Origin of the sequence: Bradyrhizobium sp. HKCCYLS2038, from assembly GCF_051167655.1 — a bacterium.
GTDB lineage: Bacteria > Pseudomonadota > Alphaproteobacteria > Rhizobiales > Xanthobacteraceae > Bradyrhizobium.
This window is the reverse complement of record NZ_JBNPTM010000002.1, coordinates 513,571-535,989: the sequence shown is the minus strand read 5'-3', so window position 1 is coordinate 535,989 and position 22,419 is coordinate 513,571. Positions and strand designations below refer to the sequence as shown.

The 22,419-nt window shown below is 66.1% G+C and carries 25 protein-coding genes; 13 read left to right on the top strand and 12 right to left on the bottom strand.

Annotated features, from left to right (window positions below; all coding sequences use genetic code 11):
* The first annotated feature begins 194 nt into the window (after nucleotides 1-194).
* Together ACQR1I_RS11625 and ACQR1I_RS11620 are read left to right on the top strand one after the other, a co-directional pair.
* Nucleotides 195-1,346, top strand: coding sequence for a hypothetical protein (locus ACQR1I_RS11625; RefSeq protein ID WP_434864726.1), 1,152 nt, complete (start codon nucleotides 195-197; stop codon nucleotides 1,344-1,346).
* Between the two features lie 45 nt (nucleotides 1,347-1,391).
* Nucleotides 1,392-2,141, top strand: a complete 750-nt coding sequence (locus tag ACQR1I_RS11620; RefSeq protein WP_434864725.1) for an alpha/beta fold hydrolase — start codon at nucleotides 1,392-1,394, stop codon at nucleotides 2,139-2,141.
* 160 nt (nucleotides 2,142-2,301) lie between these two features.
* Here ACQR1I_RS11620 and ACQR1I_RS11615 read toward each other — a convergent pair whose 3' ends face one another.
* Nucleotides 2,302-3,690, bottom strand: coding sequence for a hypothetical protein (locus tag ACQR1I_RS11615; protein WP_434864724.1), 1,389 nt, complete (start codon nucleotides 3,688-3,690; stop codon nucleotides 2,302-2,304).
* A 406-nt stretch (nucleotides 3,691-4,096) separates the two neighbouring features.
* Between ACQR1I_RS11615 and cysE the strand changes: the two genes are divergently transcribed.
* Both cysE and ACQR1I_RS11605 read left to right on the top strand, forming a co-directional pair.
* Nucleotides 4,097-4,924 carry a serine O-acetyltransferase gene (gene cysE / locus ACQR1I_RS11610; protein ID WP_434864723.1) on the top strand — a complete coding sequence of 276 codons (828 nt, stop codon included), beginning with the start codon at nucleotides 4,097-4,099 and terminating at the stop codon, nucleotides 4,922-4,924.
* A gap of 268 nt (nucleotides 4,925-5,192) precedes the next feature.
* The gene (locus tag ACQR1I_RS11605) at nucleotides 5,193-5,405 is read left to right on the top strand and encodes a DUF3126 family protein (RefSeq protein WP_006611186.1); all 213 of its coding nucleotides are present in this window, start codon (nucleotides 5,193-5,195) and stop codon (nucleotides 5,403-5,405) included.
* A gap of 371 nt (nucleotides 5,406-5,776) precedes the next feature.
* Here ACQR1I_RS11605 and ACQR1I_RS11600 read toward each other — a convergent pair whose 3' ends face one another.
* Nucleotides 5,777-6,469, bottom strand: a complete 693-nt coding sequence (locus tag ACQR1I_RS11600; RefSeq protein ID WP_434864722.1) for a hypothetical protein — start codon at nucleotides 6,467-6,469, stop codon at nucleotides 5,777-5,779.
* A gap of 195 nt (nucleotides 6,470-6,664) precedes the next feature.
* Between ACQR1I_RS11600 and ACQR1I_RS11595 the strand changes: the two genes are divergently transcribed.
* Nucleotides 6,665-6,994, top strand: a complete 330-nt coding sequence (locus tag ACQR1I_RS11595; protein WP_434864721.1) for a DUF6949 family protein — start codon at nucleotides 6,665-6,667, stop codon at nucleotides 6,992-6,994.
* Nucleotides 6,995-7,080: 86 nt separating this feature from the next.
* Nucleotides 7,081-7,611: a gamma carbonic anhydrase family protein gene (locus tag ACQR1I_RS11590; protein ID WP_434864720.1), complete on the top strand. Its 531-nt coding sequence runs from the start codon at nucleotides 7,081-7,083 to the stop codon at nucleotides 7,609-7,611.
* A 45-nt stretch (nucleotides 7,612-7,656) separates the two neighbouring features.
* On the opposite strand, the gene ACQR1I_RS11585 is transcribed toward ACQR1I_RS11590, so the two are convergent.
* Nucleotides 7,657-7,824 (bottom strand): hypothetical protein, encoded by a 168-nt coding sequence (locus ACQR1I_RS11585; RefSeq protein ID WP_434864719.1) that lies wholly within the window; start codon nucleotides 7,822-7,824, stop codon nucleotides 7,657-7,659.
* On the bottom strand, nucleotides 7,821-8,078 hold the full coding sequence (locus tag ACQR1I_RS11580) for a hypothetical protein (RefSeq protein ID WP_434864718.1): 258 nt from the start codon (nucleotides 8,076-8,078) through the stop codon (nucleotides 7,821-7,823). The genes ACQR1I_RS11585 and ACQR1I_RS11580 overlap by 4 nt, the downstream gene beginning before the upstream one ends.
* Nucleotides 8,079-8,153: 75 nt before the next feature.
* Between ACQR1I_RS11580 and ACQR1I_RS11575 the strand changes: the two genes are divergently transcribed.
* The 3 genes from ACQR1I_RS11575 to ACQR1I_RS11565 all read left to right on the top strand — a co-directional run bounded on the left by ACQR1I_RS11575 (nucleotide 8,154) and on the right by ACQR1I_RS11565 (nucleotide 9,442).
* A complete protein-coding gene (locus ACQR1I_RS11575) occupies nucleotides 8,154-8,684 on the top strand; it encodes a hypothetical protein (protein ID WP_434864717.1) in 531 nt (176 codons plus the stop codon).
* A gap of 185 nt (nucleotides 8,685-8,869) precedes the next feature.
* The gene (locus ACQR1I_RS11570) at nucleotides 8,870-9,163 is read left to right on the top strand and encodes a hypothetical protein (RefSeq protein WP_434864716.1); all 294 of its coding nucleotides are present in this window, start codon (nucleotides 8,870-8,872) and stop codon (nucleotides 9,161-9,163) included.
* 138 nt (nucleotides 9,164-9,301) lie between these two features.
* Nucleotides 9,302-9,442 (top strand): hypothetical protein, encoded by a 141-nt coding sequence (locus ACQR1I_RS11565; RefSeq protein WP_434865144.1) that lies wholly within the window; start codon nucleotides 9,302-9,304, stop codon nucleotides 9,440-9,442.
* Between the two features lie 181 nt (nucleotides 9,443-9,623).
* Here the strand turns inward: ACQR1I_RS11565 and ACQR1I_RS11560 are convergent, their stop codons facing one another.
* From ACQR1I_RS11560 to ACQR1I_RS11535, 6 genes are all read right to left on the bottom strand, one after another.
* Nucleotides 9,624-10,511, bottom strand: coding sequence for a dienelactone hydrolase family protein (locus tag ACQR1I_RS11560; RefSeq protein WP_434864715.1), 888 nt, complete (start codon nucleotides 10,509-10,511; stop codon nucleotides 9,624-9,626).
* Between the two features lie 315 nt (nucleotides 10,512-10,826).
* Nucleotides 10,827-11,345: a hypothetical protein gene (locus ACQR1I_RS11555; protein ID WP_434864714.1), complete on the bottom strand. Its 519-nt coding sequence runs from the start codon at nucleotides 11,343-11,345 to the stop codon at nucleotides 10,827-10,829.
* A 255-nt stretch (nucleotides 11,346-11,600) separates the two neighbouring features.
* On the bottom strand, nucleotides 11,601-12,011 hold the full coding sequence (locus ACQR1I_RS11550) for a hypothetical protein (protein ID WP_434864713.1): 411 nt from the start codon (nucleotides 12,009-12,011) through the stop codon (nucleotides 11,601-11,603).
* Nucleotides 12,012-12,135: 124 nt separating this feature from the next.
* Entirely contained in the window at nucleotides 12,136-14,103 is a 1,968-nt protein-coding gene (locus ACQR1I_RS11545; protein WP_434864712.1) for an acyltransferase family protein, read from the bottom strand.
* Nucleotides 14,104-14,618: 515 nt separating this feature from the next.
* The gene (locus tag ACQR1I_RS11540; protein WP_434864711.1) at nucleotides 14,619-15,239 is read right to left on the bottom strand and encodes a transglutaminase-like cysteine peptidase; all 621 of its coding nucleotides are present in this window, start codon (nucleotides 15,237-15,239) and stop codon (nucleotides 14,619-14,621) included.
* A 332-nt stretch (nucleotides 15,240-15,571) separates the two neighbouring features.
* Nucleotides 15,572-16,186 carry a PilZ domain-containing protein gene (locus ACQR1I_RS11535; protein WP_434864710.1) on the bottom strand — a complete coding sequence of 205 codons (615 nt, stop codon included), beginning with the start codon at nucleotides 16,184-16,186 and terminating at the stop codon, nucleotides 15,572-15,574.
* A gap of 187 nt (nucleotides 16,187-16,373) precedes the next feature.
* Here ACQR1I_RS11535 and ACQR1I_RS11530 point away from each other — a divergent pair, with 187 nt between their 5' ends.
* Nucleotides 16,374-17,357 (top strand): MBL fold metallo-hydrolase, encoded by a 984-nt coding sequence (locus ACQR1I_RS11530; RefSeq protein ID WP_434864709.1) that lies wholly within the window; start codon nucleotides 16,374-16,376, stop codon nucleotides 17,355-17,357.
* A gap of 9 nt (nucleotides 17,358-17,366) precedes the next feature.
* On the opposite strand, the gene ACQR1I_RS11525 is transcribed toward ACQR1I_RS11530, so the two are convergent.
* The gene (locus ACQR1I_RS11525) at nucleotides 17,367-17,924 is read right to left on the bottom strand and encodes a PAS domain-containing protein (RefSeq protein WP_434864708.1); all 558 of its coding nucleotides are present in this window, start codon (nucleotides 17,922-17,924) and stop codon (nucleotides 17,367-17,369) included.
* A gap of 499 nt (nucleotides 17,925-18,423) precedes the next feature.
* Between ACQR1I_RS11525 and ACQR1I_RS11520 the strand changes: the two genes are divergently transcribed.
* Nucleotides 18,424-19,218 carry a rhomboid family intramembrane serine protease gene (locus ACQR1I_RS11520; RefSeq protein ID WP_434864707.1) on the top strand — a complete coding sequence of 265 codons (795 nt, stop codon included), beginning with the start codon at nucleotides 18,424-18,426 and terminating at the stop codon, nucleotides 19,216-19,218.
* Nucleotides 19,219-19,499: 281 nt separating this feature from the next.
* Nucleotides 19,500-19,928 (top strand): CBS domain-containing protein, encoded by a 429-nt coding sequence (locus ACQR1I_RS11515; protein WP_434864706.1) that lies wholly within the window; start codon nucleotides 19,500-19,502, stop codon nucleotides 19,926-19,928.
* Here the strand turns inward: ACQR1I_RS11515 and ACQR1I_RS11510 are convergent.
* The gene (locus tag ACQR1I_RS11510) at nucleotides 19,915-20,943 is read right to left on the bottom strand and encodes a patatin-like phospholipase family protein (RefSeq protein ID WP_434864705.1); all 1,029 of its coding nucleotides are present in this window, start codon (nucleotides 20,941-20,943) and stop codon (nucleotides 19,915-19,917) included. The two genes, ACQR1I_RS11515 and ACQR1I_RS11510, sit on opposite strands and share 14 nt — an antisense overlap.
* Before the next feature lie 257 nt (nucleotides 20,944-21,200).
* On the opposite strand from ACQR1I_RS11510, the gene ACQR1I_RS11505 reads away from it, so the two are divergent.
* Nucleotides 21,201-22,286 (top strand): hypothetical protein, encoded by a 1,086-nt coding sequence (locus tag ACQR1I_RS11505; RefSeq protein WP_434864704.1) that lies wholly within the window; start codon nucleotides 21,201-21,203, stop codon nucleotides 22,284-22,286.
* Nucleotides 22,287-22,419 lie beyond the last annotated feature (133 nt).

Below are 22,419 nucleotides of genomic sequence, written 5' to 3'. Positions count from 1 at the left end.
CATACTGAGCCAGTAGGCCAATTCCTAGGGGTTGGGAACCTGCGTTGGGTGTGACGCACGCCGTTATTTTCGCGCTTGTGGATTCGACACAAACCTGCCGCCTGCGAGAAGCCCTTCTTTCGTCGGGGCCGTTGTGTCGGCGGCCGGACATCCTATGTTTGACGTGCATTCCCGCGCGAAAACGTGATGGCAGCGTGATCTCGAAGCGAATCGGTCTGAGGTTCAGCCTGGCTCTGGCCGGCCTTGCAGTCAGCGCTGGCGTCGGCGCTGCGCTGTGGCCGCATGCCACTCGGGCAGGTGCCGTCATCGCTGCGCAGGACGATCCGGCGCGGCTGTCGGAGCTGCAGCTCGCGCCGTTGCTGCAGAACGAACCGGCGCGCATCGCACGCAGCATCGACGATGCGCTGGCCGCCGGTGATCCCGATCTCGCCGAGAGCTTCGTCGCCTTGGCCGGCGATCATCATATCGTGCTGGATCCGGCCTTGGTGCAGCGCGTGAGCGACGCCGTCGCGGCCGAGAAGGCGCCGACGAGTGTCGCCAAGCGATTTGCGACCGGTCTCGTCACCGGACAGGCCGACGATGTCGCGAGCCTGTCTGGCACGGTGGCCGGTGACCTGTTCGTGTTCGGCGACATCCGCGACGCGGTGCGCGAGGGCAAGCATCTGGTGATGGGCGAGGAGACCGACCGGCTGGTGCTCGGTCTCGCCACCGCCGGGCTTGCCGTGACCGCCGCAACATACGTCTCGGCCGGCGGCGCTGCGCCGGTGCGGGCAGGGCTGACCCTGGTGAAGGATGCGCGAAAAGTCGGCCGGCTCGGCGAAGGGCTGGCGGTCTGGGCCGGGCGCTCGGCGCGCGAGGTGGTCGATGCGCCGCTGTTGCAGCAGGCGGTCGCCTCAGGTTCGGTGCTGCGGCCCGGCGAGACGGCGACCGCGATCCGGGCGGCGTTTCGCGCCGAGAAGGCCGGCGCTTTGGTGCGGCTCGGCAAGGATGTCGGCCGCATCACCGAGAAGGCCGGCACCCGCGGCGCGCTGGATTCGCTCAAGCTCGCCGAGGGGCCGAAGGATATCGCGCGTGCCGCCCGCCTGGCCGAAACCAAGGGCGGCCAGACCCGCGCCATCCTTAAGCTGCTCGGCCGCGGCGCGCTGCTGCTGACGGCCGGCGCGTTCAATCTCGTGCTCTGGCTGTTCGGCGCCGCCATGACGCTGCTCGGCTTCGTCGCGTCGCTCAAGTCCATGACCGAGCGCGCCACGCAAGGGCTGATCGATCGCGGCAAGCGGCGGCGTCTGCGCCGGATGCAGGCCGCCACCGTGCGCACCGATCTGGCCGCGGCCGCGCCCTGCGGCTAGAGTTCGCCGAACCATCTCACTCCAGAGTCCCGGGACCTCAGACCGATGCCGAGTTTCTCCAACGGCGCCGTCGACATCGCCTTCATCGACGAGGGGGAGGGCGATCCGATCGTGCTCGTCCACGGCTTCGCCTCGACCAAGAACGTCAACTGGATCTATCCCGGCTGGATCACCGAGCTGCGCAAGGCCGGCCGCCGCGTCATCGCGCTCGACAATCGCGGCCACGGCGACTCCGCCAAACTCTACGATCCGGCGCAGTACGCGATCGCGGCGATGGCGAGCGACGTGACGGCGCTGATGGATCATCTCGACATCGCCAGCGCCGACGTCATGGGCTACTCGCTCGGCGGTCGCATCGCCGGCCACATCGCGCTGACCACGCCGGAGCGCCTGCGCTCGGTGATCTTCGGCGGCATCGGCATGGCGATGATCGACGGCGGCGGTCCCGGCGAGAATGTCGCCGCGGCGCTGGAGGCGCCGTCGCTCGACGACGTCACCGATCCGGTCGGGCGCACCTTCCGCGCCTTCGCCGACCAGACCCGCTCCGATCGCCTGGCGCTCGCCGCCTGCATGCGCGGCTCGCGCGGATTGATGTCGCGCGAGGAGGTCGGGCGGATCGCGGTGCCGGCGCTGGTGGCGGTCGGCACCACCGACGAGGTCTCGGGCTCAGGGCCGGCGCTCGGCGCGCTCATCCCGGGCGCTGAGGTGCTCGACATTCCCAACCGCGACCACATGCGCGCAGTCGGCGACAAGGTCTACAAGGCCGGCGTGGTGGATTTCCTGGCGCGTCGGTGACGTTCGCGTGCGGAACGACCCGTTGCTGTAGGGTGGGCAAAGGCGCGGCCGCGCTCTGTCCGCGCATGCGCTTTCGGTAGCGCCGTGCCCACCATCTCACAACACGATGCGCCGCCCGACGGTGGGCACGCTGCCGCCTGCGGCGGCCGCTTTGCCCACCCTACTGCTGAGCGGGCCGCTCGCTGCCGCTGAACCACCTCGCCGCCGCAATCAGCACCGTGAAGGTCGCTATCCAGACGATACGCGCGCCATAGCGATCGTGCGGTCCGGAGATGACGCCGCAGATCACCGCGTTGCCGAGCAGGGCCAGCGACACGGTCACCGCGAGTAGCGCAACGTCGTCGCGCCGCCGGCGCCACACCGCATGGACGGCGATCGCCGCGGCGATGAGCATCGACAGCAGGGCGACCGGCACGTGCAGCCAGTTCACGACTGCGAAGTTGATCTCCCAATGCTGCTGGTGTGCGGCGCGCATCTGCTTGATCTGAGAGGGGATGTAGCGCTCGATGATGCCATAGGTGTGCGGCACCCAGCCGCTGGTGCCTTCCCCGGTGGCGACATGCGTCAGCTGTTCGGCCGTTGCCACCGCCGCCGCCTTGGCCTGCCACAGCGGATAGGCGGCGAGCGCGCGCTTCACGATGAAGCCCATCTCGTCGTTCATGCCCTCGAAGCGGCCGAGCTTGTTGAACATGCTGTTGCCCCACAGGAAGTCATCGGCCGTGGGCGGCAGCTCGTTGCGGTACGGGCAGAGCTTCAGCTTCTCCTGCGCGCAATGATCCTTCAGATATTGCGTGACGATGCCATCCTGCAGCATGCGGCCGAAGGCGACGCCGGTGCCGCCGGGAGTCCAGGCCAGCTGGCCCGACAGCGCGAAATTGGCGGCGAGCAGCATGGCCGCGCCGGCGACGATCGTCATGCTGGCCTGGATCAGGCCGGATAGCGCGATCTGCCGGCGCATCCACGGATAGGCGATCCAGCCGGCGCAGCACAGGCCGAGCAGCACGCCCAGCGTGGCGCTGTGGGTCGCGGAGGAGAAGGCGACGAAGCCGAACAGCGCGCATTTCTCCAACGCCGAGGTCCGGCGCGTCTGGGTCACCAGGATGAACAGCGCGAGCACCGACAGGCCGGCGAAGATGTCGGTGAGCAGCAGGCTGGCAAGCCAGGGCAGGGCAGTGGTCAGGATCAGCAGCAGGCCGATCCATAACAGGCGCAGCGGCTGGGCCAGGCCGAGCACGCGCAAGGTCAGCTGCAGAATCCATAACGTCGCCAGCGCCTGGAGCCCGAGATTGAGCCAGAAGCTCGATCCCTCGCCCCAGTGCAGATAGAGGCCGAACACCGTCGAGCGGCTGGGCACCAGATAGCCCTCGTACCAGCGCGCGAGATATCCTCCGGTGTCCCATTGCAGCAGTGGGTAACCGTTCCACAACGCCGGCGCGACCAGGAAGAGCGGGAGGACAATGACGGGCAACCAGGCCGTACCGGCCTCGGTCGCGCGTTCGTCCAGGATCTGTGTGTTGCTGATGCCTCGTCCCCCCGTTAGGAGCACCATGGCCAGATATGGTCAGGGGCGATATTCAGCAATAGACGCAGAGGTCTGCACGGTAAAGCCGACCCCGTGATCCAGCGGGGGACGGCCGCCATTCTCGGCCGGACTGGTTCCTTTTTGCCTCACGGCCGGTATCCCGCGGCGCGGGAACTCGCCCTGCTGATGTGAAACAAAGCCCGGGTCGAGGCGGGAGCTCGACTTGAATTCCGGTTCCGGCTGACCAATTTGAGCCGACGCGCAGGGCCGGCCTCGGCCGGTGTCGGCGTCTGTAACGGAATTGTCTCAATCCTTGTGTTCTCTTCAACTTAGATGCGCTGCAAGGAATGAGTCACCTCGACCAGCTCGCGGAGGACACCATTTCATGCTCCGTGCTATAGATCCCGCCTACTGAACGTTGCGAGAAGCAGCCATGGCCATGCATCAGACTCACCACCAGGGCGGAAAGCTTGCTGCGCTTGATCCGATCTGGGACCGGATCCGCCACGAGGCCGAAGAGATCGTGCGGCGCGAGCCGGAACTCGCCACCTTCATCTATTCGACGGTGCTGCATCACAGTCGCCTCGAGGATGCGGTCGTGCATCGCGTGGCCGACCGGCTCGATCATTCAGCGCTGTCCGGCGACCTGATCCGTCAGACCTTCGACGACGCGCTGCGCGACGAGCCGGACCTCGGCCACGCCTTCCGCGCCGATCTCGTCGCCGTCTATGACCGTGATCCCGCGACCGCGCGCTTCATCGATCCCTTGCTCTACTTCAAGGGTTTTCACGCGCTGCAGACGCATCGTCTCGCGCATTGGCTGCATCGCAAGAGCCGCAAGGACTTCTCATTCTATCTGCAGAGCCGCTCGTCCGCGGTGTTTCAGACCGACATCAACCCGGCGGCGCGCATCGGCCGTGGCATCTTCCTCGATCACGCGACCGGCTTCGTGTGCGGCGAGACCGCCATCATCGAGGACAACGTGTCGATCCTGCATGGCGTGACGCTCGGCGGCACCGGCAAGGAGAACGAAGACCGTCATCCCAAGATCCGCCACGGCGTGCTGATCGGCGCCGGCGCCAAGGTGCTCGGCAACATCGAGGTCGGTCATTGCGCGCGCATCGCCGCCGGATCGGTCGTCGTCAAGCCGGTGCCGAACAACGTCACAGTGGCCGGCGTGCCGGCCAAGATCGTCGGCGAAGCCGGTTGCGCCGAGCCGTCGCGCACCATGGACCAGATGATCAACGCGATCGGGATCTGAACCCCGACCGCATGCTCTCAATCTCCGAGTCAAGAGCTTTTCAACCACGGGATTTCGTGCGAACACATCGCTGATCTGTGGATCTGACGATCCGCCATTGAAGCGGCGGACTGAATGTGAGATCCACGGCGTCCCTTTCAGGTCCGTGCGATGATGCTGGCATGAGTGCCGGGACGGACGGACTGAACTAACAAGCTTCGAGGACACGGACGAAACTGCTGTCTCGTTCTCAAGCGACGAACAACCCCGCTGCGATTGGAGATCACCCGTGGACGTACAGGAAGTCAGGAAGCTCGACGCGTATCTGAAGCGCGTGTTCGGCAATCCCAAGATCCGCGTCGTGCCGCGGCCGAAGAAGGAAGACTCCGCCGAGGTCTATATCGGCGAGGAGTTCATCGGCGTGCTGTTCGTGGACGACGAGGACGACGATCGCTCGTTCCAGTTCCAGATGGCCATCCTGGAAGACGATCTGGTGGAGTAAGAAGTAGGGTGGGCAAAGGCGCGTGTGAGCTCTCTCCGCCGTCGAGTTCGCGATGGCGCCGTGCCCACCATCTTGCCGCAGATTTCGATGATTGACGGTGGGCACGCGGCCGCCCTGCGGGCGACCTCTTTGCCCACCCTCCGCGATGACGTCGACGGCCAACGACTTCACCGCGTGCATCTGCCACGAGGCCAGAGTCCGGGCTTCGCCCTTCGAGACGCCCGCTTGCTGCGGGCTCCTCAGGGTGAGGGGTGAAGGTCGTTTCAAGACCTTTGCGAGAACCGCAACACGACGCGAAGCTCTCGACCCTCATGGTGAGGAGCCCGCCTCAAGGCGGGCGTCTCGAACCATGAGGCCGCCGGTTCGGCCCGCTACTTCACCGCGTGCATCTGCGCGGTCAGCCGCTCCATCGCGCTCGCGACGTCCTGCCATTGTGACAGCCAGCTGCGTGGGAATCGAAACACCATGTCGGCGCCGTCGACGCGGCGCTCGCTGAGGCACATGCCGGGCGTGGCGGCGTCGCGGGTGCAGCGCGCGGCGAGCGCGGGCTGCTCGGCCACGAACAGGTCCTCCACGTCATAGGGCGTGCCGGCGCGGAAGCCGCGCATCGTCAATCCGTCCTGCACCGAAACCGCCGCCGGATTGAGATAGCGCGGGTAGATCGTCTTCAACCGCGTCTCGGGAGACATCGCATCGTGATGCGCCGAGATCGACACGAAGATGCGGTCGATCGGATGCGGCGTCTGGTCGATCTGGTCGGCCGAGACGTGGTGCGGCGCCTCGGGCGGCGTCAGCGACGGATAGTCGAAGCCGAGATCGACACGCTCCTGCGGCCCGGTGTGACGCTGGATCTTCACCCGGATGGCCGCGGAAGGCACGTTGAACACGGTGCCGCCGATGCTGACCGGCAGGCGCTCGGGCCCCTTGAACTGACCGGCGCGCCACGTCGGCCACAACAGATAGGCAATGAGCGCGACTGCGGTCACGGCCAGCACGCCGCCGGCCAGGATCGGCACGGCATGGCCGTTCGCTGAGCGGGCACTGCGGACCGAAAACATCGACATGACGGGCAGGGGATCTCTGGATCGAATCACCGTCGACTATGCCACGCCGATGCGCATTTCTGCAGAATCTTACCGGCCGCCGGCCGTGCGCCCGACGCAGCCGGAATTAACCCTTCCTTAAGGATAATGTGGCGCGCGAGCGGGGATTTTGCCAAACCAGCATCGGGCAGTTCTGCAAGTGTGTGGGTGCGTTCGATGTCGGTGGAAGCGTTCAATTCGCTGTTCTCGCTCCTGATCGGTTTCGCCCTGGCCGGGGCCTTGGCCAGCGGCTTTCAGGCCTATGCCGAGCGTCCGCCGGGCTTCGAGCTGCTGCAGGAGGGGCTCACGCCGCGCCGCTTCGCCGCCGTGCCGTTCCTGGTGTTCGCCGCGCCCTTCATCATCATGCGCAACACGCTGCGCGGCGCCCGCATCGAGCGCCGCCGGTTCGAGTTCGTGATGCTGGCGACCGTGATCGCCGGCTTCTGGAGCATGATGTCCGGCACCTTTTTCGTGATGACGCTGCGCGCCGCCGGCGTGCTGACCTGAGTTCCGCAAGCCCGCCGCGTGGCGGTGCGGTTGCTTGAAATCGGCGTCGGGGCTGTGCCAAGGTCATCCGCGAACGGGAGACCTCGATGGCCATCTACGAACTCGACGGGCAGGCGCCCGAGCTGCCTGGAGACGGCAACTACTACATCGCCGAGAACGCGACCGTGATCGGCCGCGTCAAGCTCGCCAAGCAGGTCACCGTCTGGTTCGGCGCCGTCATTCGCGGCGACAATGACTGGATCGAGATCGGCGAAGCCTCCAACATCCAGGACAACGCCACCTGCCACGTTGATCCCGGCTTTCCGTTGCGCGTCGGCCGCAACGTCACGGTCGGCCACAACGTGATCCTGCACGGCTGCACGGTGGAGGACGACGCGCTGATCGGGATGGGCTCGATCGTCATGAATGGCGCCCACATCCGCCGCGGCAGCGTGGTCGGCGCCGGCGCCATCATCACCGAAGGCAAGGACTTTCCGGAATACTCGCTGATCATCGGCGCTCCGGCCCGTGTCGTGCGTACGCTCGAGCCGTCACAGGTCCAGCGGATGGGCATCGCGGCCCAGGCCTACGTCGCCAAGGGCCCGCGCTACACCAAGGGCCTGAAGAAAATCGGCTGAGGCCGGCGCCGAGCGGCGTCCCGGATCATCGCAAATCTCGTCGCTTCAGATTCCTTGGGACTCGCTAGCCTCGCGGGCGCTGGCGACGCGCTCATGGCCGCTCGCCCAGAGCGCATGCTGCTCGCTGCCGTCCTGATAGGGATTGGCCTCGGCCGGAATGTTCTCGCGGGCGGCGCGCTCGCCCTGTTCGAACGGATCGGGGTCGGTGCTCATGCTGCTGTCTTGCTCCTCTTCTTCGCCTTGCGTCCGGGCCGTTCGGCGCGGCCGCCGTCCTCTACCACGCTCCTGCGCAGCGCATCCTTCAGGTCGGCCGGCACGCCGTGCTTCTCGAGCAGATCCATGAAGGCCTCGTCCGCCAGATCCTGCAGGCTGAGCATCTGATCGCGGCCCAGCTGCTTCAGCTTGTCGAACATGTCCTCATCGAAAGCGATCAGCTTGCGCACGGCGCGTTGCTCTCCTCGTCGCATCAATCCCCTCCGATCCACATTCGTTCCGGAACGCGGTCTGCCCCGTCGGGTTGAAGTGTAAAGGGAGAGCGTCCCATGGCCAGGTTTTCATTAGCTACGTTGATCGTGATTGCAGGCCTCACCACGGCCACCGCGGTGTTCGCGCAGAGCAGCGGTGGTGGCGGAGCCGGCGGCTCCGGCGGGGGAGCAAGCGCCGGCGGCGCGGCGAGCGGCACCAGTCCGAGCGCGGCAGGCACGCCCAGTGCCGGAGCCGCCGGCGCCGGCAGCACCGGCGTGAGCGGCGTCCCGGTCGGCCCGGGAAATGCCGCCGGCCTCAACAATTCGCTGAATGATCCGAGCGGGCAGGGCAATGCCTCGCGGCTTTCGCAGCCCAACGCGCCCGGCACGAACAATCTGGGCACCGCGCAATCCTCAGGCTCAGGAGCGAGCGGCGCTGGCTCCGGCGCGGGCAATTCGGGTGTGACGACAGGGACCGGTCGCGGTGCCGTCGGCGGCACGGCGGCAACAGGGCCGAACCGGAGCGGCGATGCGACGGGCGACGCCGAGATCCTGCAGGAGAACAAGAAGGTCGATCAGAAGGTCAAGAGCATCTGCCGCGGCTGCTGATTGTTGCCGCAATCGCGGCTCTGGCGCGAAGTTGCGATGATCGCGCAGATGTGAGTGCGCTGCCCGCACACTGTTCCAAATCAGGTCTTAAGACACCCTCGTGCAATCATGTGATGATTGCATCAGGGGGGTAACGACGCGGTCGTTGCTGCTCAAGTGTGGCTGCCTGGATTGGAGACGGATCGATGCGCAAGACATGGGTGGGATTGCTGGCGTGCGGGGTGATCGCGTTGCTGATGGTCCCAGGCACGGCATCGGCGCGCGGCGGCTTTCATCATGGCGGCTTCTACCACGGCGGCTTTCACCACGGCTTCGGCCCAGGCTTCGCGATCGGATTCGGGTTCGGCTCCCCCTATTACTATGGCTCTCCGTACTACTACCCCTACACCTATGAGGACCTCGGCGGCTGCTATGTCGTCCGCCAGCGCGTACGCACAGCGCACGGCTGGCGCACACGGCCGGTCGAAGTTTGCGAGTGACCCGGTGAACCTTCAGGTGCCGTGACGCGTTGGCCAGTCACTTCGCCTTAACGATATCTCGTCACCATTTGTTGCCGCTGCGATTTACGGAGCGGCAATGGAGAAAGAGCTGGCGCAACGCTTGCATGGGATCCAGGTATGATGAACTCACTCACATCCCCTGAACTCACCTTTGTCTTCATGGGCGTCGTCATCAGTCTCGGAGCGGCGCTGGTCTGGATGGCCTGGGAGATCGAGCAAGGCGCTCGCCAGCCTGCCAAGGTCCGGCGCCGGCGCTGATCGGCAGGTCGCTCTTGTCGTTGAGAATGAGGGGCGCGCCAAACGCGCTCTTCTTCTGCATCTCCGCACGGGAGATTGCGGAACGCCGTGACTACCAAACCACTGATGAGTTCGTGGAGCGATGGTGGGCGCGCTGCCGCCTCGCGGCGGCTGCTTTGCCCCGTCCTACGTCATCGTGCCTTCAGCTCAGCACTCCGTACTTCTTGAACCAGGCCTGCATCTGCGCCCACGCATCCTCGGCGGCATCCTTGCGATAGCTTGGCCGGTAGTCGGCGTGGAAGCCGTGCGGCGCGCCGGGATAGATCTTGAACTCCGCGGTCTTCTTGTTCTCTGCGAGCGCGGCCTTCATGGCATCGACGCTGGCGACGGGAATGCCAGTGTCGGCTTCGCCGTAGAGGCCGAGCACGGGTGCCTTCATTTCGGGCGCGAGCTGCGTCGGACTTTTCGGCCAGACCGGATTGGGCGCATCGGTCAGCGGGCCGTAGAACGCGACGCCGGCCTTAAGTACGGCATTGTGGGCCGCATATTCCCACACCGTGCGGCCGCCCCGGCAGAAGCCGATGATGCCGAGCCGCGAGGTATCGCCGCCCTGTGACTTGGCCCAGGCGACGGTGGCGTCGAGATCCGACACAAGCTCCGCATCGGGCTTCGCATTCACGATCGGCAGCAGCTCCTTGATGTCGGTGATCTTGGTGAGGTCGGTGCCCTTGCGGAAGTAGTAGTCCGGGGCCACGGCGAGCGCGCCGAGCTTGGCGAGACGGCGCGTCACATCCTTGATGTATTCGTGCAGGCCGAAGATCTCCATCGCCACAACAACGACCGGCGGGTTGCTGGCGCTGGCGGGGCGCGCGAAGTAGGCAGGCATCTCGCCGTCGCCGACCTTGATCTTTGCGTCGCCCACATTCAGGCCGCTGGTGTCGGTCGTGATCACCTCCGCCCGGACCGGGCCTGCAGCCAGCGTATAGCCGGCGGTGACCGCCGCGGAGGCCGTCATGAAGCCGCGGCGCGAAAACGGCGCGACTTTGGTCAGTCCGATGACGTCGGGTGTCAGTGCGGTTTCGGCGGACATGGGGAGCTCCTCTGCGTCTTGGGTGCGCATTGAGCCGAGAAGTGCCGGTGAAAAGCAAGTCACCAGCCGGAGAGCCGCGTCCGTGGCGGCCCCTCCGGATTCCGCGCCGCAAAAAGCGAGGTGCTTAAAGAACAAGGCCGTCGGCGCAGTATGACGCCAACGACCTTGCCAGCCCCGGATATTGAAATTGGCCCTGTGCCATCCTGAAATTGGCTCGCCATCCGGTACGATGAAGATGGCCTGAATCGTGGCGGACATCTGTGAAGCACTTCACAAGGGCCCGGGAAATTTCGGCAGGAATTGTACAGCCTCGTGTCAGGACCGGCTGCGGCGATGCCGGTGGCCGCTGCGGCTGGCGTGGGCGCGGGCCCGTATGCTTCGGTTGCGCGGCGGGGCAGAGGCCTGGTCCGATGACTGCGTGCTGGCGAACGATTGGCGCAAGCCGTCGATGGAGTCGCGCAGCGTCGAGACCTGCTCTGACAGCCGCTTGGTGTCGGCCTGCTGCGTGGCGAGCAGCCGCCGCATCGTCTGCAACTCCTCCTGCATGAGCTGCAGCTGATCGATCGATTCCTGCTGCGTGGCTTCGAGACCCCTGGTCTTCTCGACGAGCTGCTCCGACGCCTGCACCGTGCGAGCCTGCAGCTGTCGCGTCACGGCGCCGCGTTCGACCTCCGGAGGCGAGCCGCCATTGGCGCGCCATAACAAAATACCGCCAATGCCGGCGACGAGCACCACGAAGGTGGCCGCCGCGAGCGCGATCGGCTGCGAGCTCCTGAGGGCGACGGGGCTGGACGTGTCGCCATACAGCCTGATGTCGCGGGTCACCGGATTCATCACGAAACCACCCTCAATCGAAAAAAGCTTCTCGATCGCTCCTCCCAAACGGAAGGCGCGGACAAATTCGAGCAAAGAACCTTATCCGCTCGAGGCGCAGGTCGTGCGTCTAGCGGACGAGCACGCCGTCAAGATTTGATTAGGAAATCCGACAAAAGAGAGGCCTGCAAGACTGAAAGGTGGCAGGGCTTTGCCGGGGATGGCGCGGTTCCACATTTCGGAACGCGGCAGACAGGGGCCGGCGCAGGCCGGTCTTTACTGGTTGGGGCCGCAGTTCCGGCAGATCGTGAGCTTCTGCTTCAGGCGGGCCTCGTCGGCAAGATCGGCCGCCTGCTCGTCCTCCCAGCTCATGCGGCCGCGCCCGGTCGATTGCGAGGACATTGCGTCGACCCGGGAATCGCGGCGCTTGCCGCCCTTGCGCGCGCCCCCGACGTCCGGCTCCATCACCATCTCGGTGTCGGTCTCGGAGGAGGCAACCCGGCCATCCCAGTCGGCTTCCGCCGCCACCGGCTGTGCCGTCACCACCTTCGGCGCAGCAGCCATGGCCGGTTCAGCCGCCGGCGCGCTGGCAGACGCCATCGGACCCGAGCAGCCGGTGCCGGACATGCAGCAGTTTGCCAGGGTCAGGGCTGCGGCCAGCAGCGTCGCGCATCGCAGGATGATCATGCCAGCAACCTAAACTGGACAGCCACGGGAAGACAAGCTCGGCCGGACGTGCCTGCCGCTCGGGGACGTACATGGCAAGCAAGGCCAAAACAAGTTTGTCGCGGCGCGCCGCGAGCAATGCCGCCTAGTTCGGCGGCTTTTCCGCGCTCGCCGCATCGTCCGCCGCGAGCAGTCGCGCAAGCACCGGCATGAAGCCGTTCCTGGCGGCGAACTCGGAGGCCCTGGGACGAAGGTGCTCCTTGTCGGAGACCACCAAGCCGGCTTCGAGATCATCGCCCACGAAGACCAGGCAGCCGTCGGCGTTGCAGAACTGGTCCATCATGGAAATGTAGTCGAACGGCTCGTGCGGCCCGATCGACGCGCTGAAGGCACGATCCGTCGCTGCAAACCATTCGGCGGTGAAGCCACGGATACGCTTGGGCACATCGGGCCAGAACCTGCGCATGACGATCTTGTAGAGATCGGCGACGAAGCGGGGCAGTGGCCCGACGACGACGACGTGTTTGACGCCGGATTCGCGCGCCAGCGCCGCCAATTGCCTGGCGACCTCGAGCGGAACCGGCGTCGAGGGGGCAATCAGCAGCACGTCGGGAGGTGTCTGCTTGATGTTCTGCAGGACGAACGAGTTGGTCCGGTCGCAATAGGGCTGCCGCGGACGCTGGGCATCGGGGACATAGACCGAGCAGCCGGATCCGAAGATCAGGAGCGGCGCCACGTCTTTCGGCAGTTCCGCCTGTAGCCCATGCAGATAGGCGGCCGCATGCGAGTCGCCCCACAGCAGAACGGACCGCGTGCCGGGAGGGGGCGTGTAGCAGGACGGCGCGATGCCGGGGCGCGGGACCAGGGTCGGAAAGCCTCCATTGGCGGCCGCGAAATCGTAGAAGTTACATTGGTTCTGGTCGCTTAGTCCGCGGTCCTCGGGAAATTTGGCAGGGTCGGTCGCCAACGCCGTGAAGTAGCTCGCGAAGTGCGAGTCGAACCGCGAGGTGAAGCCGTTGGCGGACAGCACGGTGGTGCCGCCGGTGATGGCGATCAGCACCAGCGCGGAGGCGACCGCGGCGCGATAGGGAATCGCGGAAAACCGGATCGGCGCCTCCACCAGCCGTGTGGTGATCCAGGCCAGCATCAGGCTCGATGCGACGAGCAGCAGCGCGATGCCGAGCGGCGGATGCTGGAAGGTCCAGATCCGGTAGAACGACAGCAGCGGCCAGTGCCAGAGATAAAAGGGGTAGCTCACGGACCCGATCCACCGCATGACGCCGTTGCCGAGAACGTTGCGGCCGATCCAGGTGTCCGGTCCGCTGGCAATGAGGAGGACGGTGCCGACGGTCGGCAGCAGCGGCTGCCAGCCCGGAAAACCGTCACCCGGCCGGGTGTTGACGATCGCGTAGATCAGCAGGATCAGCCCGCCCAGTGCTGCGGCGGGCGTCAGGCGTGCGCTCAGCCGGTGCCCGCGCTGCATGGCGAGGGCGAGCAGAGCGCCCAGCAACAGCTCCCAGGCGCGCGACAGCGGATTGTAGAAGGCGGCCGTCGGGTCGAGTGCGGTCAGATGCAGGCAGTAGGCGAACGAGGCGGCGAGGCAGAGGCCGGTGAACACGAGCGCGCTCAGGCGCAGCCGCCAGGTCGCCCACAGCAGCGCCGGCCACAGCACGTAATATTGCTCCTCGACGCCGAGCGACCAGAGATGCAGCAGCGGCTTGGTTTCCGCGACGACGTCGAAATAGCCGGCCTCGCTCCAGAACATCAGGTTGGCCGCGAAGGCGCCGCCGGCAATCACGTGCTTTCCGACCATCGCGTACTCGCTCGGAAACAGCGCAAACCAGCCGATGGCGAGGCAGAACAGCAGCACGATGCCGAGCGCGGGAAAGATCCGGCGGATGCGGCGCCGGTAGAAGTCCAGGAAGCTGAAGGTCGCGGTCGCGAGGCCTCCGACGATGATGCCGGTGATCAGATAGCCGGAGATGACGAAGAAGATGTCGACGCCCACGAACCCGCCGAGCGGTTTTCGCGGGATCGCGTGGAACAGGACGACGGACACCACCGCGATGGCCCGCAGGCCATCGATGTCCGGGCGATAGCTCTCGGCTTTCACGTCCGGCGTTCCGGCAGGCAAGCGATGACCAGGTCGTCAGCATCCGCCGCTGACCGGCTCCCGACGGATGGAGCGGCCGGATGGCTCGCACGGAGGCTGCGGCGCGAGGTCGGTGGCAGGGGCAGGTGTCCGGCGCGGCGCGCACGGGACGACGGACCTGCTGCGCGAAGCGGATCTCGGGAACGAACAAGGGCCAAGAGGTTCAAACTCTGAACGGGCGAAGCGGTGATCGGGTGCCGACCCAACCTTCGTGCCATTCAGAAGTCAACGCCCGATCTCGGAGCTTGCTTGCCGAATCCGGCAGTCAGCGGTCCTGCGTGGCCATTCAGGCATGTCGCTGTCGTTGCCCTGGCAAGGCGGCGGCCAAGGCCATCGCGCGGATTTCGTGCGCTCCAAAAAGGTGCGGCCAGGCCTTGGGGGAGGCCTGGCCGCGCGCGAACCGGTCTGGGACGGGGAGGGGTGGGGATGTGACCGGGTCGCGTAACTCGAATTCCTGTGTCGCCTCTGTTTCAGCGTTAGCGGGCGCTGGCGGTGGCCACCGCCGGGCGACCGTCGCCGAGCGAGACCCAGACGTTAGGGTCGCTCTGCGACTGCCGCTTGACGAAGCGGTAGCCGGTCTCGGTCCAGGCGACGACGCTCTCGCTCTGATTGTCGAGAACGTATTCGCCCTTGTCGGTCTTCACGGTGAGGATGGCATGTCCCTCACCCTTCTTGTCGCGCACCACCGTGATCAGCAGCGCCTCGCGGGGCCAGCCGGCATCGATCAGCAGCTTGCGCTTCAGCAGCACGTAGTCCTCGCAGTCGCCATAGCCATCGCTCGGCAGCGACCATTTCTCGACCACGCCCCAATGGTCCATGTCGGTGATCGGCTTGACGTTCTCGTTGACCCAACGATTGACCTTTATCAGGTCCCGCCACGCCGTCTGGGACAGCACGATGTCGCGGGGCTGCGACGTGCCGCCGCGGCATTCCTCGGGAGTGTCGGTGCAGAACTCGATCCAGCCGATCGGGGCCCGCGTGACGTCGCCAAGGCTCGCATAGAGCACCCGGTCATCACCGGCATGCGCCATTGCGCCCATCGCCATCAGCATGGCGCCCGCCGCCAGCGCTTTGATCTGTCCCGTCCGCCTGACCATTTTGGCCCCCGTTTTCGTTGGGACCATGTGTCTCACAAAGATTTTTCGCTGCCGCTAAATCGCCACGATGGATTTGACGCAAATCCAAGTAAAACAAAGGGATAATTCGCACTTCTCTTGAATCGAATTCGCTTAAAATTTGAATCAATCGGGTTTGATTCAAAGGCTGTGCATTAAGCCGGGAACCGCTGTGATTGCAGCGTTGGGCGCGCTCTTCAGGTCGATTGTTAACTGCACTGGACGAGCCGTGCGATCGTCGAACGGCACACGGCGCCCGCGGTGGCGGACGCCGTGTGCTCCGTGAAGTTGCGGGATTTGCGCGAGCTGCGGCTTTACCGCGCGGTAACGCTCTCTTCGAGCGTTTCGGCGAGTTGCGCGTGCAGGAACTCGATGGCGAAGCCGCCTTCGAGATTGCGGATCACGCGTGCCTGCACACGGCCGAGCATGACCTGCGATTTCAGCGGCGGCTTGTTCTCCGCCGCGATGGCCGCGCCCGACAGCGACATGTCGATGATGCGGCAGGTCATCTTGGTGCCGTCCTCGAGCGTCATCACCGCGATCGGGTTGCGCGGAATGATACGGTCGTGGCGGCGATCCTCCGGCAGATTGAGGATGTCGCGATTGGCGAGCCAGGTGAGCTGTGCCGCGAGCTTGTCGCGCTTGCGCGCGGTGGCACCGATGGTCATCGCAAAGCCGTTGTCGATGATGCGGGTGATCTTGCCCTCGACGCGGCCGATATGGTCGAGATAGGCGATCACGCGGTCGCCGACATTGCCGATGCCCGGCGCCAGCAACGCCAGCCCGCCCGGCGACATGTTGATCACCTGGCAGGGAAACTCACGCCGGTCCGGCAGCATGTACCGGCCGAGCAGGTGAACCTTGACGCGCTGGAAACGGCGGCGCTCCTCGGCGGCCGGAAGAGACAGTTTTTTGTTCGGCAACGCCATGTTTCGCCACTCAAAGCCGGCTCTTTACAGGACCGGATGATCCGGCAACGAAAGTAAATGCTGCACGGTTAATTCAGCGTTATCGCAGCACCGCCTCGTTGGCCGTGGCAACCACGTGGAGGTTGCCGGCGATGCTGCTACAACGGCTCCCGCGCGAAAGCGCCAATGACAGCTCAGGGAGGGTTCGATGCGGAGCATGGTGGGTGCGGTGCTGGCGATTGCCTGCGCCGCGTTTGGATCGTCGCCGGCGGTTTGCGCCGACCTCAAGGTCACGCTGCTCGGGACCGGGACGCCGACGCCGCGGCTGTCGAGCTTCAGCGCCGCGACGTTGATCGAGGCGGGGCCGGAGCGGCTGCTGTTCGATCTCGGCCGGGGCTCGACCATCCGCCTGTTCCAGAAGGGCATCCCGCTCGGCAGCATCACGGCGCATTTCATCACCCATCTGCACTCCGACCACGTCGTCGGCCTGCCTGACATGTGGCTCAGCGGCTGGATCGGCACGCCGTGGGCGTCGCGCAAGGGACCGATGGTGGTGTTCGGACCGAAGGGGACGGTCGCCATGACCGAGAACCTCACCAAGGCGTTCTCGGAGGACATCCGCATTCGCATCGCGGACGAGAACTATCCGCCGGAGGGCGTCGCCTTCGCCGCGACCGACGTCGGCCCGGGGATCGTCTACGACCGAAATGGCGTGAAGGTCAGTGCAATCGAGGTCAATCACGGCGAGAAGATCAAGCCGGCGCTCGGCTACATCGTCGAGTTCGACGGCAAGCGGGTGGTGTTGTCGGGCGACACCAAGCCGGATCCGCGGGTCGAGAAGGCGGCCGAAGGCGCCGACCTCCTGATCCACGAGGTCGCGGTGATCGAGCCGGATCTGGTCAAGACCTATCCGAGCTACCGGGCGATCGAGGATCACCACACCTCGCCCGAGGAGGCCGGCCAGATCTTCACCCGCGCGAAGCCGAAGCTCGCGGTCTACTCGCACATCGTGTTTGCCACGGCGAAGCCGGTGCAAGACGTGCCCGAGGCCGCGCTCATCGCGCGGACGCGAACGACCTATCAGGGACCGCTGGTGGTCGGACGCGATCTGACGTCCATCGTGGTGTCGGACCGCATCGCCGTGTTCGCGCCGGACGGCAGCCCGGTGACGCCGCTGACCGGCACGCCCTGACGCGTCCGGCTAGCGCAGGCCCTCATAGACCATCAGGCCGCGGGCGAGCGCGAGCTTGCGCAGCGTGCGAGGCACCATCGGCTCGGCCGGCGGATGGATGTAACGCCAGGAGACGATCTCCAGCGGGCCGAGCGCGCCCTGCGGCGTCTCGAACGGCGCGAGCAGGCCGGTCAGGCTGATCGGCTCATGCGCGCGCATGGCGAACGGCAGCAGCAGGAGCTCGAAATGCGCGATGCTGTGGTCCGGCGCTTCGGCTTTGATGCCGGCGATCGCCGGCAACACGTCCTCGGCGACCACCGTGGTGATTTCCTCGATCTCGCGGCGGCTCGAGGCGGTGAAATGCGCCGGGAAGCTCTTGTCCTTGACGTCGCCGCCGAGCAGGGCGCAGAGCCGCGTGCCGGCCATGCGGAACGGGAAGCCCAAGTCGGCGTCGCAGGACAGCACGAAGATGTCGCCGAGCAGCTCGCGCACCGCTGACGGCTCGAAGTCGCAGCGCTCCGGCGCCTTGCCATGGCCGCGCTTCGCGTTCCAATAGGCGAACAGCTCGCGATTGGACGGATGTTTCATGTGGTGACCCCTCGCGTCCTCGACGTCGCCGGGACATCGCTGTCCCGCTTTCGTCCAGGCGCCTCCCTGGTTTGTTTTCGCAGGAGGGGCTGTGCAGCGTCCATGCCGATGGTGCGATCCTGCCAGCCTTGTCAGCAGCTTCCGCGCGTTAAGGTTAAATTAACGATGTGCTTGGCAGCGCCCGGAGGATCGTTAAAGAACCGTTCATCAGGTCGCGGCGGACCATCAAAGCTTCGCCGGGACGCAGGTACACGAAGGCGGCGTCAAACAAGTCCGGTTGTCGCGACGGGGAGGGGTGGGGATCAATCCCGGGCTCCCTGCGGCGGAAAAGACCGGCGGATCTTGCGAGGGAGGGTTTTCTCAGAACCCTCCCTCTTTTTCTTTCTCCTGCGATCCCCGCGACGACCCCGCTCATCAACTCTGCATGTGTGCGCTTGCGCAGGCCGGCTGAAGCCGCCTATCTGACGGGTCTGTTCCTCCGTCGAAAGCGTATGTTCCCTTGGATTCCCCGTCCGACCTCACGCAAGATCCGCCGCTGGTCACGCCGCAGGAACCGATCCTGAACCTTCCTCGCGCGCTGACGGCCTATGTCGTCCTGATCGCGGTGATCCATCTGCGTGTCGTGCTGCCCGACGACTGGGACAATTGGATCGTCAACCTGTTCGCCTTCGTCCCGAAACGGTACGACTCCACCCTCATGGACGGCGCGTTTCCGGGCGGTACGCCGGCCAAGATCTGGACCTTCGTCAGCTACTCGCTGCTGCACGCCAACCTGATGCATATCGGCTTCAACGTGCTGTGGCTGTTGCCGTTCGGCAGCGCGCTGGCGCGCCGCTTCGGAGCTGTCAGGTTCTATCTGTTCATGGCAGTGACGGCGGCGGCCGGCGCGCTGGCGCACCTCGTCACCCATGAGCACGCGCTGGCGCCGATGATCGGCGCCTCGGCGTCGGTGTCGGGCGCGATGGCCGCGGCGATGCGGTTTGCCTTCGTCCGCGGCGGCTTCCTGTCGTTCAACCGCGGTGACGTTGAAGCCGCGGCGCGGGTGCCGGCGTTGTCACTGTCGCGTGCGCTGCGCAATTCGCGGGTGCTCGGCTTCCTCATTGTCTGGTTCGGCATCAACATCCTGTTCGGCGCCTTCGACCTGACGCCCGGCGCCGACGGTGCCAGCGTAGCGTGGCAGGCCCATATCGGCGGCTTCGTTGCCGGCTTGGTCCTGTTCGCGCTGTTCGATCCGATCCCGCATGTGCGTGATGATGTTGCACCTGCGTTGCCTTCCGAGCCGGTCGACAGTTAGTTGCTGCGATCCCGTGCTTGCGAGCGCGGGTGATTTCATTCATCATTTGCGTCCGATGCAACCGGAACACGATTCCGGACAAATAAGGCAGGTGGCCTCGGCCAGTTTCCGGGCGCCTGTCATGAGCACTGCAACCAGAACGTGATGGGTGCATTGCCACCTGATGACGACATCTGATGACGACACCTGATCAAGACTCGCTTGACTGAAGACTGCTGCAAGCATCGGCCGTCACGATGCCTCGATGAGAAGGGCGCACCGGCCTCTCAAGGAGACGAGCAATGACAGTACGTGCGATCCTCGACACCAAGGGCCACAAGGTCGAGAGCGTCGAGCCTCAGACCACACTCGCCGAAGCCGCCAAGCTGCTCGCCGAACGCAAGATCGGCGCGGTGCTGGTGATGTCGGGCTCGCGGATGGAGGGCATCCTCTCCGAGCGCGACATCGTGCGCTCGCTCGGCGAGCGCGGCGCCGGTGTCCTCACCGAGCCGGTGTCGGGCGTGATGACGCGCAGGGTCATCAGCTGCAAGCCGGCGGACACGGTTGCCGCGATCATGGAGATGATGACCAACGGCAAGTTCCGCCATCTGCCGGTGATCGAAGGCGGTCTCGTGGTCGGCCTGATCTCGATCGGCGACGTCGTGAAGTGGCGCGTCAACGAGTACGAGACCGAGCAGGAAGCGCTCCGTCAGTACATCAAGACGGCGTAGCTCCGCCGCCGGTCGGCGCGGCCGCTCCGGTCGTCTGGCCGATCGCTTCGTGGATCGAGTCCAGCGCGCGTTCGGCCGCCCTGGCGCCGAACGCTATGAGATCGGCCGCGCGATGAAAATCGAACCAGCCGATCTGGCCGACGCGCGGCGAGATCAGGAGGTCCGGCGGGTCGCCCGCGAGCCGGGCGCGAGTGATGCGGTCCTGCATGATGTTGAAGGCGTCGACCATCACCGAAGAGATGCCGGGCCGGCCGCCGCCGCCGAAGAACTGCCGCTTCACGGCGCGCTCGGGCGAGAACAGCTTGCCGAAGCGCCGCTTCGGCGGGGTGCTCTCGATCACCGTCTCCGGCACCTCGACGGGCTGGCCATGCGAGTAGATCGTCGTCGAATGCGTGAACACGTCGCTCGACAGATTGGCGGCGATGACGATCTCGGCGCCGAGCGCGCGTGCCGCCGACACCGGCACGGGATTGACCATGGCGCCGTCCACCAGCCAGCGGTCGCCGATCAGGACCGGCGCGAAGATGCCGGGCAGGGCGTAGGAGGCGCGCATCGCATCGACCAGGCTGCCATGGGTCAGCCAGATCTCGTGCCCGGTGCGGATCTCGGTCGCGACGGTCGCGACCTTCATGGGCAGGTCCTCGATGCCGACCCGGCCGAGCGACGCCTCGAGCTGGGCGGCGAGCTTCTCGCCGCCGATCAGGCCGGAACCGTTGAGGCGGATGTCGAGATAGCCGAGCACGTTGCGCATCTGCAGGCTGCGCGCCCATTCTTCCAGCGCATCGAGCTGGCCGGCCGCATAGGCGCCGCCGACCACGGCGCCGATCGAGGTGCCGACCACCACGTCGGGCACGATGCCATGCGCCTGCAGGGTTCTGATCACGCCGATATGGGCAAAGCCGCGCGCCGCGCCGCCGCCGAGCGCAAGTCCGATGACCGGCTTTCGGATTGTGCCGAGACCGACGGCGGAGGCATCGCCTCCGCTCTGGCGGCGTCCCATCAACATGTCCAGCACCGTCATCTCCACGCACTGCAACCAGGCCGGCACGCCGCTTACCGCGGCCGGGCCACCATTCCGCGGCAAGCCTACCAGAAGCATTCTTTATGCCGATTGACGTGGGCAGGCGATGCCGCCGATTTGATCTCTTGCGACCGGCCCGCACCATCGCCGGCCCCGCGGAGAACGCCGCAACGGCGGCCCAGGGCGTTGAATGTTCCCTTCGGACAGGACAGCAGAGGCTTGAATTTGCCCCGTTTTCGGTCAAAAGCAGGATGATGACGACAGGTCGCGGGTTCAGCAGATTCCGGCGCAGCGGGCCACTATGGCTCGTGCTGGCCTTGGCATGCTTGCCGCCCAGCCTCGTCACATCGCCGGCCGCGGCGCAGCTGTTCAGCGATCGTCCGCCGCCGATCCCGCCCGCTCCGGTACCCGATCCCGGGGCCGCCGTCAGCCTGGCACCGCCCTCCGGTCCTGGAGCCGGCCCCGTCGCCCCGCCGCCGGCCGTGCCGCAGGCGCTGCCCGGTCCGCCGATGGCCGCGATTCCGCCGGGGGCGCCGGTCGCGCCTCCAGCGGTCGCCGCGCCTCCCACCGCGGCGCCGAACCAGGGCGTTTTGTCGCTGTCGGCGCGTTACGGCAAGGATCTGCCGGGCATCAATGGCGGTCTGGTCTGGCGCGTCTTCGCCGACCGGCCGGACGAGACCGGCGCCTTCAAGATGCTGCGCGAGGATCGCGGCGCGACGCCGAACATCGTGCTGCCGCCCGGCAACTACGTCGTCCATGTCGCGCTCGGCCTCGTCAGCGCCGTGAGGACGGTGACCTTGAAGGCGGAGACCGACCGCGAATCCTTCCTGCTGCCGGCCGGCGGCCTGCGCCTCGAGGGCCGGGTCGGAACCAGCAAGATCCCGCAGAACCAGATCTCGTTCGCGATCTACAAGGGCAGCCAGTTCGACGGTCGCGAGCGCGCGCCGATCGTTCCCAACGTTGCGGCCGGCGACGTGCTGATGCTGCCGGAGGGGACCTACTACATCGTCTCGAACTATGGCGACGCCAACTCGGTGGTGCGCTCCGACATTCGCGTGCAGGCCAGCAAGCTCACCGACGTCACGGTGACGCATCGCGCCGCCGTCATCACCCTGAAGCTCGTCTCCGACAAGGGCGGCGAGGCGCTCGCCAACACCGCCTGGTCGGTCATCAACCCCGGCGGCGACGTGATCAAGGAATCGATCGGCGCCTTCCCCAAGGTCGTGCTGTCCGAAGGCGACTACCGCGCCATCGCCAAGAACGAAGGCAAGGTGTTCGAGCGCTCCTTCGCCGTCGTCAACGGCGTCGACGGCGAGGTCGAGGTGCTCGCGCGCTGAGCGTGCCGCTGCGCCTGTCGCGCGCGGTGCCGTAGGGTAGGCAAAGCAGCCGCCGCAAAGCGGCGGCTGCGTAGCCTACCGCCGATCAGCAAGCGCATTGGCAGCGGCCCAGTTTAAGCGCCCTTCTAGCTCG